Here is a 15017-nt window from a genome sequence, read left to right as displayed (position 1 = left end):
GGCCGGGACCGACCGGCGGGTTGGCCGGCCGGCCCCTGTTCACTGCGTTCGTCAGCCGCAGCTGATCGCGTTGTAGTCGGCCTCGTAGGACGTGGTGACCTTCTTGCCGTCGATGAACGAGGTCCCCTTGACCGTCACCTTGCCCGCGCCGATCTGCTTGGCCCGCGCGTTGAAGGACTGGTACGCCTGCTTGCCCGGAGCCACGTCGGCCACCGTCTTGGTGCCGAACGGGGTGTTCAGCTCGATCGTGGCCGGCACGTCGCCGTCGTTGACCGCCGTGACCGCGACGTACGCCGACGTGCCCACGCAGCGGGACGAGGCGGTGACGGTCAGCGGCGTCTTGGCGGTCGGCGGCGCCTCGACGACCGTGAACGTGGCGGTGCCGACGTTGGAGGTGTTGCCCGCCTTGTCGGTGGCCCGGTAGCTCACGGTGTGCTCACCCGGCTGGTCGATCACGAGCGGCTTGGTGTACAGCGCGAACGGCTGCCCGTCGATCGAGTGCTCGATCGTGTCCACGCCGGAGCCGGAGTCGGTCGCGGTGATCGTCAGCGTGGCGGAGCCCACGTAGTTCCAGGCCCAGTCCATGTCGCCGGTGAGCTGCGCCGACACCGTCGGCGGGGTGGTGTCGTCCTGCCTCGGCGCGACCACGGTGAAGGTCACCGACCCCTCCTCCGAGGCGTTGCCGGCCTTGTCGGCGGCCCGGTACCGCACCGTGTGCTTGCCGACCTGGTTCACCGACACCGGAGCCGTGTAGGCCTGGAACGCCCCGCTGTCCAGGGCGTACTCCACCTTGTCCACACCCGACTCGCTGTCGGTCGCCGAGACGGTGACGGTGGCGGAGCTCACGTAGTTGCCGTCGGCGTCCTTGGTGCCCGACACCGACGCCGACACCGTCGGCGGGGTGGTGTCCTTCGACCCCGAGTCCGCGACCGTGAAGGTCACCGACTCGACGTTGGAGGTGTTGCCGGCCTTGTCGGTGGCCCGGTAGCTCACGGTGTGCTTGCCCGGCTGGCCCACCTCGAGCGCCTTGGTGTACAGCGCGAACGGCTGCCCGTCGATCGAGTACTCGGTCGTGTCCACCCCGGACTCGCTGTCGGTCGCCGAGATCGTGACGGTGGCGGAGCCGACGTAGTTGCCGTCGGCGTCCTTGTCACCCGTCACCTGCGCCGACACCTGCGGAGCGGTCGTGTCCTTGGCCGGCGGCGCGACCACCTTGAACGACACCGACGCCACGGCCGAGGCGTTGCCCGCCTTGTCGGTCGCGCGGTACTGCACCGTGTGGGAACCGACCTGGTTCACCGACACCGGAGCCGTGTAGGCCTGGAACGCCCCGCTGTCCAGGGCGTACTCCACCTTGTCCACACCCGACTCGCTGTCGGTCGCCGAGACGGTGACGGTGGCGGAGCCGACGTAGTTGCCGTCGGCGTCCTTCTCGCCCGAGACGTTGGCGGACACCTGCGGTGCGGTCGTGTCGGTGGGGCCGCCGGGGGTGACTACGAGCACGCCGGACATCATGTGGCCGGGGATCGCGCAGAAGAAGCGGTACGTGCCGGGGGTGAGGTTCACCTGGACCTCGTGCCGGCCGCCGTTCGCGTCGTACGGGCTGGCGATGATGTTGACGTTGACGTCGTTGTTGTATCCGGGCGACGTCGAGTCGAAGGTCAGCGTGTGCGTCATCCCGAACGTGCTGCCGGTCGCCATGCTGTTCTCGAAGACGATCGTCGCCGGTCCCGCGACCGCCGTGGTCGGCGCGGACTTGTACGCGGTCATGCTGTCGTCGGCGGTCCAGGTGAGCACCTGTGCCGCCGCCTGGTTGACCTGCGGCCGGGTGTCGGGCTGCGGCGCGGCGGCGGCCTTCGCCGGCGACAGCCACAGCGCCGGAAGTGCCACGCACAGCAGCAGCATTGCCACGGCGGCGCCCACTGCCCTCCGTGATTTTCCTGTCAGTAACGATGCGCTATGCATCTGAGGTCGCACCTCGCAAAACGTGTGTGTCGGCGGCCGAACGGGTTCGGTCCGCCTGAGGTCATGGGGTGGGGTGCCGGGCGGGGGAGTCCCCCCGCCCGGCTGTCGGCGCTGCCAGCCTAGATCGTGTCAGATATTTCCCTAAAGCTCCCGAACGCGAATGTTGCGGAATTCCGCCAGGTCTGTGTCGCTGTGGTTCTGCAGCCCGATGAACCCGCTGATGAACTGGCGCAGGCTCGTGTCCGGGTCGCCGGCGCGAGACGACTTCTTGCCCGGGGTGTTGTCGAACTCGTTGATCACGACGCCGTTGCGGATGATCGTGTAGTGCTGCCCGACCACCCGGACCTCGTAGTCGTTCCACTGGCCCTTCGGGGTCGCCCCCGCCTTGTCGAGCGTGTTCGACTGGAAGTTGTAGATCGAGCCCGTCTTCTGCGTCTCGCCCGACTCGCCGTCGTAGATCTGGATCTCGTGGCCGCAGTAGACCGCGACCCAGGCCTCCGAGGTGCGGGCCGATCCGACCGTGCCGCAGCTCCCGGTCGGACGCCGGTCCAGCGGGGTCCGCAGGTCGGGGAACCGGACGAACACGCCGGTGTTGGCCCGAGCCGTGCCGGGCGCGACATCACGGAACTGCAGCCGCACCGAGAAGTCGGCGTACGCCTTCTTCGAGTACCACAGCATGCCCATCCCCCCCGAGGTGCGGAGGGTGCCGTCCGGCTGCAGGTTGAACTGGCCGGTCGGGGCCTGGGACCATCCCTGCAGGGACGCGGGCGTCCCGTCGAAAATGGTCTCGTAGCCGTTCGTCTTGCCGATGTCGGACTTCGCCCCCGCATCGTTGAGCGCGGAGGCCTCCTTGCCGTCGATGACGCCGGCCTTGCTGAGCTGGTTCACCATGTCGTTGAGATGGCTGACGAACTCGGCGTGGTTCGGCCACGTGCGCTCGTCGTCGATCAGGTCGTTGATCGTGCAGCCACCGTCGACGACGCGGTTGGCCACGCCGGTGTCGGTGTCCAGCAGCCGGACCGTCGGCCGGGCGTCGGGCGCCGGGCAGCCGATCGCGACGGCGACCTCGCCGGTCGCCACCTCGCCGTTGGCGTAGGTGACCTTCAGCTTGGCCTTGTAGGTGCCGAAGTTCGCGTACGTGTGCGTCGGGTTGGCCTCGGCCGACGGCTTGCTGCCGTCGCCGAAGTCCCACTCCCACTTCACGCCGCCGGCCTTGGTGCTGGAGAACACCATCGTCTTCGGCGCGCTCTGCCGCTCCGGCCGCGCCGTGGCCAGGCTCGGGTTCGGCGTCGCCGGACCACCCTGGTAGGAGATGCGGATCAGCTTCTGGTTCCGGTCAAGGCTGAAGAAGCCACCGGCGTAGTCCAGCATGTACAGCGCGCCGTCCGTGCCGAACTTGGCGTCCATCCACGACTGGAGCTGGGTGGCGCCGCCGCCGGGCTGGATGATGGAGCGCAGGTCCTCGGCGAAGACCGGCGGCTTCGCGTCCTTGACGCCCTTCGGGTCGACGGTGACAGCGATTCGGTTGTTTCCGTTGGACTCGTCACCGATGAACCACTTGTTGTCCCAGTACGCCGGCCACGCGACACCGCTGTCGGTGTCGACCTCGTCGCGGTGGTAGGTCGGGCCGGGCATGACCGCCTGGCCGCCGCCGGAGAGGTAGGGCTGGGTGAGGGTCTCGTCGCCCAGCTTGTAGGTCGGCAGGCCGCTGCCGTCGGTCCGCTTCGGGTAGACCGGGCCGCCGCCCTGGGGCGAGTACCAGATCATGTTGTCGCGGGCCGGCGGGATGTCGACCAGACCGGTGTTGCGCGGCGAGTTGTTCTTCAGGTCGTCGCAGTTGTACCAGCCGGTCGGCTGGTTGGCGTCGGTGTTGCTGCGGTCGCGGTAGGGCTGCTTGTTGCCCATGCAGTACGGCCAGCCCTGGTTGCCCGCGGACGTGATGATCGTCGCGGTCTCGTACTTCGCCGGACCCCAGGTCTCACTCGGGGTGCCCGCGTCCGGACCGACCCAGCCGGTGGTGAGCCAGTCGTTCTTCTTGTCCCAGGCGAGCCGCGTGACGTTGCGGACACCCATGACGTAGATCTCCGGGCGGGTCTTGCCGCCGCCCTCTTCCTTCCCGGTGAACAGGTTGCCCTCCGGGACGGTGTACGTCCCGTCGGCCTCCGGGTGGATGCGGATGATCTTGCCGTTCAGGTCGTTGGTGTTGCCGGCGGTGCGCCGGGCGTCCTGGAACGAGGTGCCCTTGTAGTCCTGGGTCCAGTTGTTCCCGGAGTATCCGCTCGATCCACCCGAGGAGTTGCTGTCACCGGAGGCGACGTACAGGTTGCCGTCCTCGTCGAAGGTCATGCCGCCGCCCGCGTGGCAGCAGCTGTGGATCTGGGTGTCCCACTGCAGCAGGTCCTTGCGGGTCTTCTGGTCGATCGTCTGGGCGGTGAAGTCGTAGGTGAACCGGGAGATGGTCCGCTTGCCGATCCGCTTGTCCCTGTCGATCGACTCGTGCGGCATCCAGTAGACGTACAGCCAGCCGTTGTCCTGGAACTTCGGGTCGGGCGTGATGCCGAGGAGACCCTCCTCGTTCTTCACCAGCTCGTCGCCGCTGCCGCGGTTGCCCATCACGTCGAGGGTGGTGAGGAGCTTGACCTGCTTGGTCTTCGGGTCCCACTGGTGGATCGTGCCACAGCCGAGGCCGACCTTCGGGTTGTTCCAGTCGGCGATCGGGCCGCTGGGGCAGGCCGCCTTGCCGACGTAGAAGACCTTGCCGTCGGGGGCGACGGTGAGGCCGTGCGGCTCGCCGATCTGGTCGAGCTGGCCCGACTGGTTCTGCGCGGTCAGCCGCTCGGTCTTGTAGTTCGACGCGATGGTCGCCTGGCAGTCGCCGCGGACCAGACCGGCCGCCCACTTGATCGCGCCGCCGAGGTGGCTCTGGAACTGCTCGTCCTCGGTGTAGCTCTCCTCGGTGCCGCCCATGCCGGTGTAGAACGACCGGCCGCCGTCGTAGTCACGGCACCACGAGATCGGGTGGAACGCGCCGTTGCCGTTCAGGCCCGCCTTGTAGGTCCACTCCTCGACCTGCGCGACCGTGTGGACCTTGCCCAGCGGGTTCGGGCTCCAGTTCATCCACCTGTCGGACCGCGTCGCGTTGAACGGCAGGCCCTTGTTCGCCGGGTGCTGGCGGTCGGTGAAGTCCACCGTGGCCTTCTGCACCTGACTGTCCGGCGGAGGCCCGGCGTCGGGACCGAACAGCCGCAACTCGGCCAGCTGGACGAGGGGCTCACCGCTGTTCGCGGTGATGTTCAGGCGGTAGTACGCGTACGCGGTGGTGTTCTCGAACTTGTATTCCTTGGTCTGGAACCGCTGCGGGAACGTCTCACCGCTCCGCTTGTCCAGGTCCTTCCAGCTCTTCCCGTCCTGGGAGCCCTGCAGGGCCCAGTCCTTCGGGTCACGGCCGGGGAAGTCGTTGGCCGAGGTCAGCGCGTAGTGCGCGATCGCCTTCGGCTGCTCCAGCTTCGCCGAGACCCAGCCGGTCGGGTTGAACGTCAGCCACTTGCTGTTGTTGTTCCCGTCGAACAGCTTCTCTTTGGTCTCGTTCGGCGGGTTGTCACTGTTCGCCGCGATCTCCACGACCTTCTCGGCGGGCGGCAGACTGCCGGCGGGGCGGCTGCCGACCAGCTCCGTGAACCAGGACGAGTCCGCCTGCGCGCGAACGGCGTCGTGGACGCCGACGAACCCGCCGCCGTTCCTGATGAAGGTCTGGAACGCGGCCTCCTGCGCGGCGTTCAGCGTCACGCCCTTGGCCGACAGGAACACCACGCCGCGGTAACGCGCGAGGTTGCTGGAGGTGAAGACGGCCGGGTCCTCGGACACCTCGACGGAGAAGCCGTTGTCCTTGCCCAGCTTCTTGACCGCGTCCGCGGCCTCGTCGACCGGATCGTCCTGTTGCTTGGCCGGACCGTGGAACACCAGCACGCTGACTGGTTCGTCGGCGTCCTGCTGAGCAGAGGTGGAGGTGACCTGCGCCTGCAGCGCGGGGACCGCCAGGGCGGGTGCGGTCTGCGCCTGCGCGGCGGGGACCGTCGCCAGTCCCAGCGTCAGGGCGGCGCTGGACGCCGTGATCAGCGCACGGCGCCAGGCTGGTGGTCGAGGGTGTACGAGCAGGTCTCTGCGACCCATCGTTCGCTCCTTCGGGTTGGGGGGTTGGATCAGCACCTTGCGGAGGTCGCCCGGTCGCCCGCGGCGGCGACCGGGAACGCGTATGCCGCGGGTCACGGGGTTCCGCCGACTTCTTTCTCCTCTCGCTTGCCAGTCGGGCCGCACCGGGACTTCGGGGAAGCCGCGCGATCACCGCGGCGGTCCCAGGGCGTGCGGCATCGCCGTTCGTCGCGCTGTCGCCGCGAATGTCGTCACGCTGCCGGCGGGTGAGCGCCGCGGAGCCCGTCGCCGCCGCGGAGGCCGGGCTGATCGCGTGCAGCGGCCGGCGGCCGTCCCGTCGGACGGCTACCGAGATGAGGGTGCGTCTCCCGGTATCAGGGCGGGGAGACGTCATGCCGGCGACGTCCGGCGGCGGTACCGCCGGGACGCGTTCCGGCATGTGTGAGCCGCAGGCCCGCCAGAGCGGATGGGGGCGCGCCGTGCAGGGCGGATGTCGGCCGTGGGGGGTGTCGCCGAAGCACCGCTGAGCCTTTCGGGAGTCTCGGATGGTTGCGTGGGCGGGGCTGGTGATGCGAGAGAGACGCGGCGGACTCGCGATCCGATTGCGCCATATGGGGGTTTGTCCTCAACGTAGCAGCCTCACAGCACTTCATCCAGTCCAGTGACAAAGTTCTCTTGTTTGAGACGCTACTTCTTGACTTCTTGAAAGAACTATCGCCTACTTCAATCAAAAGCTTTAAGCTACGGCGTCGAAAGCCTCGATGGCTGGTTCCACCGGGCGCTCCCGGCCGGATCTTGCCTATTGGCGAGCCGGCGTCGAGACGTCACGCTGTTCAGACCGGCCTGCCAGGGCCGGACCACGAGCAGTTGCCGCCTCACGGCTGCGAGGCGTTATGACCGGATTGGGGAACCATGACCGAGGTAGGTAGGGGTACGACGCGAGGCCTGTTCTCCCGGCGCGCCTTCGCCACGGCCGCGACGACCGTCGCGTTCGCACCGCTGGTCGGGACGAGTCAGGCCAACGCGGCACCGGGCGAAAAGATCACGGGCGAGCCTGAGAAGGGCGACGTCCGCCGCATGACTCTCTATGTGGAGAAGCTCCCGGGCAACCAGCTGGGCTACGGCCTGGAGCCCGGGAAGGCGACCATCCCCGGCCCGCTCATCGAGATGATCGAGGGCGAGACCCTCGAGATCGAGTTGGTCAACAACGCGGACGTGACCGCCAGCCTGCACGTGCACGGCGTCGACTACGAGACGAGCAGCGACGGCACCCGGATGAACGACAGCGTGGTGGAGCCGGGAGGCCGGCGCACCTATGTCTGGCGCACCCACGCCCAGATCACCCGCCCCGACGGCACCTTCCAGCCCGGCAGCGCGGGCTACTGGCACTACCACGACCACGTCGTGGGGACCGACCACGGCACGGGCGGCATCCTGCGCGGGCTCTACGGGCCGCTCGTGGTACGCCGCACGGGCGACGTGCTGCCGGACAAGACCTTCACCGTCGTCTTCAACGACATGAAGACCAACAACCTCCAGCAGGCGCCCGACTTCTCCGCCGCGCTCGGCGAGCGCGTGGAGTTCATCGTGATCACCCACGGCAACTTCTTCCACACGTTCCACATCCACGGACACCGCTGGGCCGACAACCGCACCGGCCTGATGGAAAGCCCGCAGGACCAGAGCCGGATCATCGACACCAAGACCACGGGACCCGCCGAGTCGTTCGGCTTCCAGGTGATCGCCGGCGAGCGCGTCGGCCCCGGGAAGTGGATGTACCACTGCCACGTACAGAGTTATTCCGACGCGGGGATGTCCGGGGTGTTCACGGTGACCGACGCGGGCAAGAAGGTGCCGCTGACCGTCACCGCCTCGTCCCGCTGCGTGGGCACGTCGACGTACGTCGCGGTCACGGCGGTCAACGGCGGCGACGTGCCGGCCACGATCACGCTGACCACCCCGTACGGCACCAAGACGGTGGCCGACGTGGCTCCGGGCAAGCAGGCCTACCAGTCCTTCAACACCCGGACCGCCCAGATCGACGCCGGCAAGGTCACCGTGAAGGGGACCGCCACGATCGACGGCAAGCAGGTCAGCTCGACCTACGAGGCCACCTACAACGCGATCAGTTGCGGCTGACCCCGGCCTTCGGAAGTTCCCCTCTCCCTGAGCGAATTCCTCCGGACCGACGTCATATCCTCCGACTCGCCGCCGGCATCACGGACCACCCCCCAGCTCGCCGCACCCGGGCGAGCGCCGTCACCGATTGGGAACCATGACCGAGAAAAGCACTGATGTGACGCGACGCCTGTTCTCCCGGCGCGCCTTCACCGCCACCGCCGCGACGGCCGCCGCGATCGCGCCGTTCGTCGTGGCGAGCCAGGTCGACGCGGCGTCGGCGGACAATACCGCGGACACGACCGCGAGCAAGACCGCGGGCAAGCCGGGTGACGTCCGCCGCATCACCCTTTACGCCGAGAAGCTGCCGGACGGTCAGCTGGCATACGGCCTGGAGCCCGGAAAGGCCACGATCCCCGGGCCGCTCATCGAGATGATCGAGGGCGAGACCCTCGAGATCGAGTTGGTCAACAACGCGGATGTGACCGCCAGCCTGCACGTGCACGGCGTCGACTACGAGACAACCAGCGACGGCACGCGGATGAACGACAGCGTGGTGCAGCCGGGAGGCCGGTACGTCTACACCTGGCGCACCCACGCCCAGAGCACCCGCCCCGACGGCACCATCGAGCCCGGCAGCGCGGGCTACTGGCACTACCACGACCACGTCGTGGGGACCGACCACGGCACGGGCGGCATCCTGCGCGGGCTCTACGGGCCGCTCGTCGTACGCCGCACGGGCGACGTGCTGCCGGACAAGACCTTCACCGTCGTCTTCAACGACGTGAAGACCAACAACCTCCAGCAGGCGCCCGACTTCTCGGCCAAGCTCGGCGAGCGTGTGGAGTTCGTCGTGATCACCCATGGGAACTTCTTCCACACGTTCCACATCCACGGACACCGCTGGGCCGACAACCGCACCGGATTGCTGCAGGGCCCGCAGGACCAGAGCCGGGTCATCGACACCAAGACCACGGGACCCGCCGAGTCGTTCGGCTTCCAGGTGATCGCCGGCGAGCGCGTCGGCCCCGGGATGTGGATGTACCACTGCCACGTACAGAGCCACTCCGACATGGGAATGGCCGGGACGTTCCTGGTGACCGACGCGGACGGCAACGTGCCGGGCCACTCCATGGACGACATGTCGGGCCACTCGATGAGCGGCACCTCGGGCCAATCCGGCGGCGGCAGCACGTCAGGCCACTCCATGGAGGGCATGTCGGGCCACTCCATGCCCGGCATGTGACAGCGACGCCGTCGGCACCGCGCCGTCGGCACCGCGCCGTCGGCACCATGCCGGCGGCCGCGGAGGCGAGATCGGCCAGACGCCACCCGTTCCGGGTAGGACCTGCGGGCTTTCCCCGCCGGTCCTACCCGGCGACACCCGGGATGCGGCGTCACCGAACCTTCGCGGTCGATGGGACACGGCGGGTCGCGAGCCCTGCGATCGGCGAGGGCTTCGACGGGGAGAAACTCCCTATGCCGTGAAGATCTCCTCGCGGGCCTGCTCGAGTGCGGCGAGCACGGCGCCGCGCAGCACCGGGTTGCCCTCCACCTGAGTGGTGACGACCTGCGGCGGGATCGGGCAGATGCGCGCGACCGCCTCTTCCACGCGGGCGGTCAGCGCCGTCCCGCCGGCCCGGCAGACCTCCCCGGCCAGCACCACCAGGCCGGGATCGAGCACCACGCACACCGACGCCACACCGAGAGCGAGCCGCGAGGCGACCTCGTCGAGCAAAGGCTCGCCCGGGGCTCCGGCCGCGACGGCCGCGGTCACGCAGTCGGCGGCGGTGTCCCCGGCGAAGCCGTGCCGACGGGCCAGGTCGATGACGGCCTCGGAGCTGACCAGCGACTGCAGGCCGCCCCCGAGCGACGGCAGGCGCCCGGGAACCGCCCTGACGTCGTCGGCGAGCGGCACCCCGGGCACCGGCAGGTAGCCGATCTCCCCCGCACTGCCCGACCGGCCGCGGTGCAGCCGGCCGCCCAGCACGACGGCCAGGCCGATGCCCCGGCCCACCCATACGAGCACGAAGTCGTCCACCTCCTGGGCCGAGCCCTTCGCGCGTTCGGCGATCGCGGCGAGGTTGACGTCGTTCTCGATCGTGACGTCGCGGCGCAGGTCGCGCGCCAGCGCCTCGTGGATGCCCTCGTGCCACTGCGGCAGGTCGAAGGAGAACCGCACATCCCCGGTGCGGGGATCGACGACGCCGGGCGTGCCGATCACGACACCGCGCAGCCGCGACAGCGCCACCTTCGCGCTCCTGCAGGCCTTCACCACGGCCGTGTGCACCAGCGACACCGGGTCGTCCGCGCCGTCGGGGGACGCCGTCACCTCCGCCACCACGTCCCCGTTGATGTCGGCGATCGCCGCGGACACCCGGTCGGGTCCCACGTCGAGCCCGGCGACGTACGCGCAGGAGGCGACCACGCCGTACAACGCGGCGTTGGGACCCCGATTGCCCGCCTGCTCCCCCACGACCTCCACCAGGCCGCGCTCCTCCAGACGCGCCAGCGTCTGGGAGGCGGTCACCTTGGACAGGCCGGTGAGCTCCCCGATCCGGCCGCGCGTCAGGGGACCCGAGGCGAGCAGCAGTTCCAGGGCGGCCCGGTCGTTGATCTCCCGGAGCAGCCGGGGCACGCCAGGACGTCGCTCCATGCTCCTGCTTCCCATCGTCTGAGTCTCCGGCTCGCCGTCGGTGCGCCCACCCGCGCCCGTCCGGTTCGCCCGGCCCCCGGTGGCGCTTCTTCTGACCATGTGCGCCGGTGAATGAACAACAAGGTTTCCAGCAAGCTTAGCGATCCGGCAAGCGCGCCGAACTCCCCAGGTCGACGTATTGGTAACGCTCCCATCGTTCATGAGGATCCCTCAAACGAGGCTCGAAGGGGGCGCCATGACGGAGACGACCGGCCGGCCGCACGCCACACCGCGCCTGAGGCTTCCCACTCCCCCGTGGCCGCTGGTCGTGCTCGTGACGGGCGTCGCGCTCCTGTTCGACGTGGTGCGGGTGTTCCTGCCGTCCCTCATCACCCTGTACGGCAGGGCGGGCGAGACCGCCCCCGCGAGCATGGGGATGTACGCCGCGCTGTGGTTCGTCCTGCCGTTCGCCGCCGTCCCCGCGGCGCGGCTCGCCTCCCCGCGGGCCGTCCTGGTGACGGGCGCGGCGGCACTCGTCGCGGCCCGGCTCGGCCTGCAGGCCGCGGACGGGGGGACGCCCCAGCTTCTGCTCGCCTCCGCCGGGGTCACGGCGGGCCTGGTCTTCCTGTACGGCTACGCGCGGACGACGCCGGGCACGTGGGTGCCGGCCGGTCTGATCGGCGGCCTGGCAGGCTCGTCGATCGTCCACCTCGCCCTCGACCGGGTGGACCTCGTCTGGCGGTACGGGCCGCTGCCCTGGCTCGCCGTCATCGCGCTCTGCGCCGTGTTCCTTTGGGCCGTGTTCCTTTGGGCCGTCTTCCCGCGGGCCGTACGGCTCACGCCCGCGTCGTCCGGCCCCGCCCCGGCGGCCGTGTGGTTCGCCTTCGGCCCGATGCTCATGCTCGCGGGCATGTACTGCGGCGGCGCGAGCCTGCTGCCACCGGACACCGGGCCGCACACCGCGCCCTTCATCGCCGTGATGACGACACTGCAGGCCGTGACGTGGTGCGCCGCCGTCGTGTACGCCTGGACGACGTCGTGGAGCTGGGTGGCGGGGGCCTTCCTGGTCGCGGGAGTGGCCGGCGTGGAGACCGGCGTGCCGGGCCTGGCGGCCCTCGTGACGACGGTCGCCCTCGGCGCCTGCGCCGGTGCCGCCGGACAGCGGGCGGCCGTCCCGCGGGCGGGCGTCACTCCGCTCGCGGGCGCAGCGGCCGGCAGGACGGCCGGCGCGGGCAGCACCACAACCGACTCCGATCCACCCGGGGACACGGGCGCGGACGGCACAGCGACCGCCGCGGAGAGCACGGGCCGGCGCGGGGGCGTCGCGGTGCTGGGCGGGATGCTCGTGTTCCTGGTCGCGACATTCCTCTACTACGCGGCCTTCGACGCCGACCTGGGGTTTCCCCACGCGCTGGTCCCTGTGGCGGTGGCGGCCCTGATCGCCGCCGTCGCCGCCCGGCGGGGCCGGCGACACCGGTCCGCCCCCGTACGGCGGGCACCGCGCCGCTGGGGCTGGATCGCCCTGTCATCGGCTCTGCTGACCGGCCTTGTCACCTGGCAGCCGCTCCCCGGCGAACGGCCGATCGGCGGAAACGAGTTCACGCTCGTGACGTACAACATCCGGATGGGCTTCGGGCTCGGCGGACGGCTCGACCTCGACCACATCGCCGCCTGGGCCGCGACACGACATCCAGACGTGGTCCTGCTCAGCGAGGTGGACCGGGGCTGGCTGCTGAACGGCGGGCACGACGACCTGGCAAGGATCGCCCGCGGCCTGGGCATGCGTTACTACTTCGCCCCCGCGGCGGACCGTCTGTGGGGCGAGGCGGTGCTCACCAACCTTCCCGTTCACGGCGGCGCCGGTTCGAAGAAGCTGGGACGGCACGGTTACCCGACCGGTGCCCAGGCTCAGTTCACGGTGCTGGAGGTCGGCGACCACCTCGTGACCATCGTGAACACGCATCTGCAGGAGCCGCGCGGGCAGGCGCCCGAAGTGGCGGCGCTGGTCCGCCCGCTCACCGGCAAGGGCGTGGCCAAGCCGCACCCGGTTATCGTGGCCGGAGACCTCAACCGACGCCGTCCGACCCCCAGATGCGGGTGCTGGAGGCCGCGGGCCTGTCCGACCCGCTGCGGGCGCTCGGCGACCCGCCGACCTCGCCCGCCGAGGCCCCCGTGCGGCGCATCGACCACGTCCTGATCTCGGAGGGGCTCACGGCGATGGCGGCCGAGGCGCCCCGGGTGCCGTACTCCGACCACCTCCCGGTCGTCGTACGCCTGCGGCTCGGTTGACGCGCGCACCCCTCTGCGGAGGCCGGAAACCCGTGATCGGGGGCCGGAGCGGGCCGTGATGGACGGGTGGGCGTCCTACCGATGCCAACCAGGCGGGATAATCGACTACATGCGACTTTCTGCCCGTGTCGACTACGCCCTCCGTGCCGCCGCCGAACTCGCGGCGGCGGGTGAGGGACCCACCACGGTGGGCGAGCTGGCCAAGGAGCAGGAGATGCCCCCCAAATATCTGGAGAACATCCTGCTGCAGATGCGCCGCGCCGGACTGGTGCGCGGGCAGCGGGGCCCAGAGGGGGGTTATGTCCTGGCGCGGCCGGCCAGTCAGATCTCGCTCGCCGACGTGATCCGCGCGGTGGACGGGCCCCTGGCCAACGTGCGGGGCGAGCGGCCCGAGCACGTGGGCTACCAGGGCGCCGCCCAGGCACTGCAACAGGTGTGGATCGCACTGCGGGCGAGCGAGCGGGCCATCCTCGAGGAGGTGACCCTGGAGCAGATCGCCAAGGGCGAGCTGCCGCCCCGGGTGACCGAACTCGCCGCCGACCCGGCAGCGTGGGACTCCCACATGCCGGTGTGAGCCGCCTGTCCCCGATTCTCGCGGGAGGAGAGCCGTGCCGGAGGGTGACGCCGTCTACCGCACCGCCAAGCGGCTCAGCCGGGCCCTCGACGGCCGGCGGCTGACCCGCAGCGACTTCCGGGTGCCCCGGTACGCAACCGCCGATCTGCGCGGCCGGACCGTGCTCGCGACGATCTCGCGCGGCAAGCACCTCCTGACCCGGGTGGAGGGCGGGCTCACGGTCCACACCCATCTGCGTATGGAGGGAAGCTGGCGGGTGGGCCCGGCGGGCCGCCCGGCGCCGAGGGGCGACGTGGTCCGGCTGATCCTCGCCAACACCGAGTGGCAGGCGGTCGGCACGCGGCTGGGGATGGTCGACCTCGTGCCGACGGACCGCGAGGAGCGGGTCGTCGGGCATCTCGGCCCGGACCTGCTCGGGCCGGACTGGGACGCCGCACTCGCCGTACGAAACCTGCTGCGCGCTCCGGAGCGGACGATCGGGGAGGCGCTGCTCGACCAGCGCGCCCTTGCGGGCATCGGCACGATATGGCGGGCCGAGACGCTGTACGCCGCGCGGATGTCCCCGTGGCGTCCGGTGGGGTCGATCCCGCCGGACGAGCTGGAGGCGCTGGTCGCGGTCGCCCACCGTCTGATGGACGCGAGCAAGGACGGGCCCGCCCCGGTGACGACGGGCGATCCGCGTCCCGGGCAGTCGCTGTTCGTGTACGGCAGGGCACGCCGCCCCTGCGGCCGCTGCGGCACCCCGATCAGCGGCGGGGAGATGGGACCACAGCCGTCCGAGCGGCTGATCTACTGGTGCCCCGCCTGCCAGCAGGGCTGAGAACCGACAATGGGGCGGTGCGTAGACACGAAGGGGATGCCGTGCCGCCCACCGCCGCCCGCGTCATGCTGCTCGTCCTGTACACCGACCGGCTGGAGGAGTGCCGCGCCTTCTACGGCGCACTCGGCCTCGAATTCACCCTGGAGCGGCACGGCCGGGGCCCGCGGCACTATGCCGCCGTCCTGGCCGACGGCACCGTGTTCGAGCTGTACCCGGCGACCACCGAGCGCAGGACCGGAGCCGTACGGCTCGGTCTCCACGTGGACGGCGCCACCGCCGAGCCGCGGTTGGAGCCCGGCCGGCACCTCGTGACCGACCCGGACGGCAGGGTGGTCGAGATCCAGGCATCGTGATCACGGCCGGCGGCGAGGGCGGCCCCGGGACGGAGGCCGGGAATGGGCCGCGAGGAGGCCGGCCGTAAGGCGACAAGGGGATCCCACCCGACCGAGGGGCGTGAGGACGCCGCG

At 70.3% G+C, this 15017-nt stretch carries 9 protein-coding genes; 6 read left to right on the top strand and 3 right to left on the bottom strand.

What is annotated here, in order from left to right; all coding sequences use genetic code 11:
- Positions 1-51: 51 nt before the first annotated feature.
- Positions 52-1905 (bottom strand): OmpL47-type beta-barrel domain-containing protein, encoded by a 1854-nt coding sequence (locus ACQPZZ_RS11895; RefSeq protein WP_432934355.1) that lies wholly within the window; start codon positions 1903-1905, stop codon positions 52-54.
- Positions 1906-2106: 201 nt separating this feature from the next.
- Positions 2107-6135 carry a ThuA domain-containing protein gene (locus ACQPZZ_RS11890; protein ID WP_432931557.1) on the bottom strand — a complete coding sequence of 1343 codons (4029 nt, stop codon included), beginning with the start codon at positions 6133-6135 and terminating at the stop codon, positions 2107-2109.
- Between the two features lie 891 nt (positions 6136-7026).
- On the opposite strand from ACQPZZ_RS11890, the gene ACQPZZ_RS11885 reads away from it, so the two are divergent.
- Together ACQPZZ_RS11885 and ACQPZZ_RS11880 are read left to right on the top strand one after the other, a co-directional pair.
- Positions 7027-8253 carry a multicopper oxidase domain-containing protein gene (locus ACQPZZ_RS11885; RefSeq protein ID WP_432931556.1) on the top strand — a complete coding sequence of 409 codons (1227 nt, stop codon included), beginning with the start codon at positions 7027-7029 and terminating at the stop codon, positions 8251-8253.
- A 136-nt stretch (positions 8254-8389) separates the two neighbouring features.
- On the top strand, positions 8390-9478 hold the full coding sequence (locus tag ACQPZZ_RS11880) for a multicopper oxidase domain-containing protein (protein WP_432931554.1): 1089 nt from the start codon (positions 8390-8392) through the stop codon (positions 9476-9478).
- Between the two features lie 231 nt (positions 9479-9709).
- On the opposite strand, the gene ACQPZZ_RS11875 is transcribed toward ACQPZZ_RS11880, so the two are convergent.
- A complete protein-coding gene (locus ACQPZZ_RS11875) occupies positions 9710-10888 on the bottom strand; it encodes an ROK family transcriptional regulator (RefSeq protein WP_432931552.1) in 1179 nt (392 codons plus the stop codon).
- Between the two features lie 235 nt (positions 10889-11123).
- Between ACQPZZ_RS11875 and ACQPZZ_RS11870 the strand changes: the two genes are divergently transcribed.
- From ACQPZZ_RS11870 to ACQPZZ_RS11855, 4 genes are all read left to right on the top strand, one after another.
- Positions 11124-13064, top strand: coding sequence for an endonuclease/exonuclease/phosphatase family protein (locus ACQPZZ_RS11870; protein ID WP_432931550.1), 1941 nt, complete (start codon positions 11124-11126; stop codon positions 13062-13064).
- Between the two features lie 201 nt (positions 13065-13265).
- Positions 13266-13730, top strand: coding sequence for an RrF2 family transcriptional regulator (locus ACQPZZ_RS11865; RefSeq protein WP_079311982.1), 465 nt, complete (start codon positions 13266-13268; stop codon positions 13728-13730).
- Between the two features lie 34 nt (positions 13731-13764).
- Positions 13765-14550: an Fpg/Nei family DNA glycosylase gene (locus ACQPZZ_RS11860; RefSeq protein ID WP_432931548.1), complete on the top strand. Its 786-nt coding sequence runs from the start codon at positions 13765-13767 to the stop codon at positions 14548-14550.
- Positions 14551-14615: 65 nt separating this feature from the next.
- Complete coding sequence (locus ACQPZZ_RS11855) at positions 14616-14903, top strand: glyoxalase/bleomycin resistance/dioxygenase family protein (protein ID WP_432934353.1); 288 nt, start codon at positions 14616-14618, stop codon at positions 14901-14903.
- Positions 14904-15017: the final 114 nt, after the last annotated feature.

The sequence above is a fragment of the Microbispora sp. CA-135349 genome, from assembly GCF_050947365.1.
Lineage (GTDB): Bacteria > Actinomycetota > Actinomycetes > Streptosporangiales > Streptosporangiaceae > Microbispora.
Note: the sequence above shows the minus strand (reverse complement) of the source record. Positions and strands in the feature narration are given on the sequence as shown.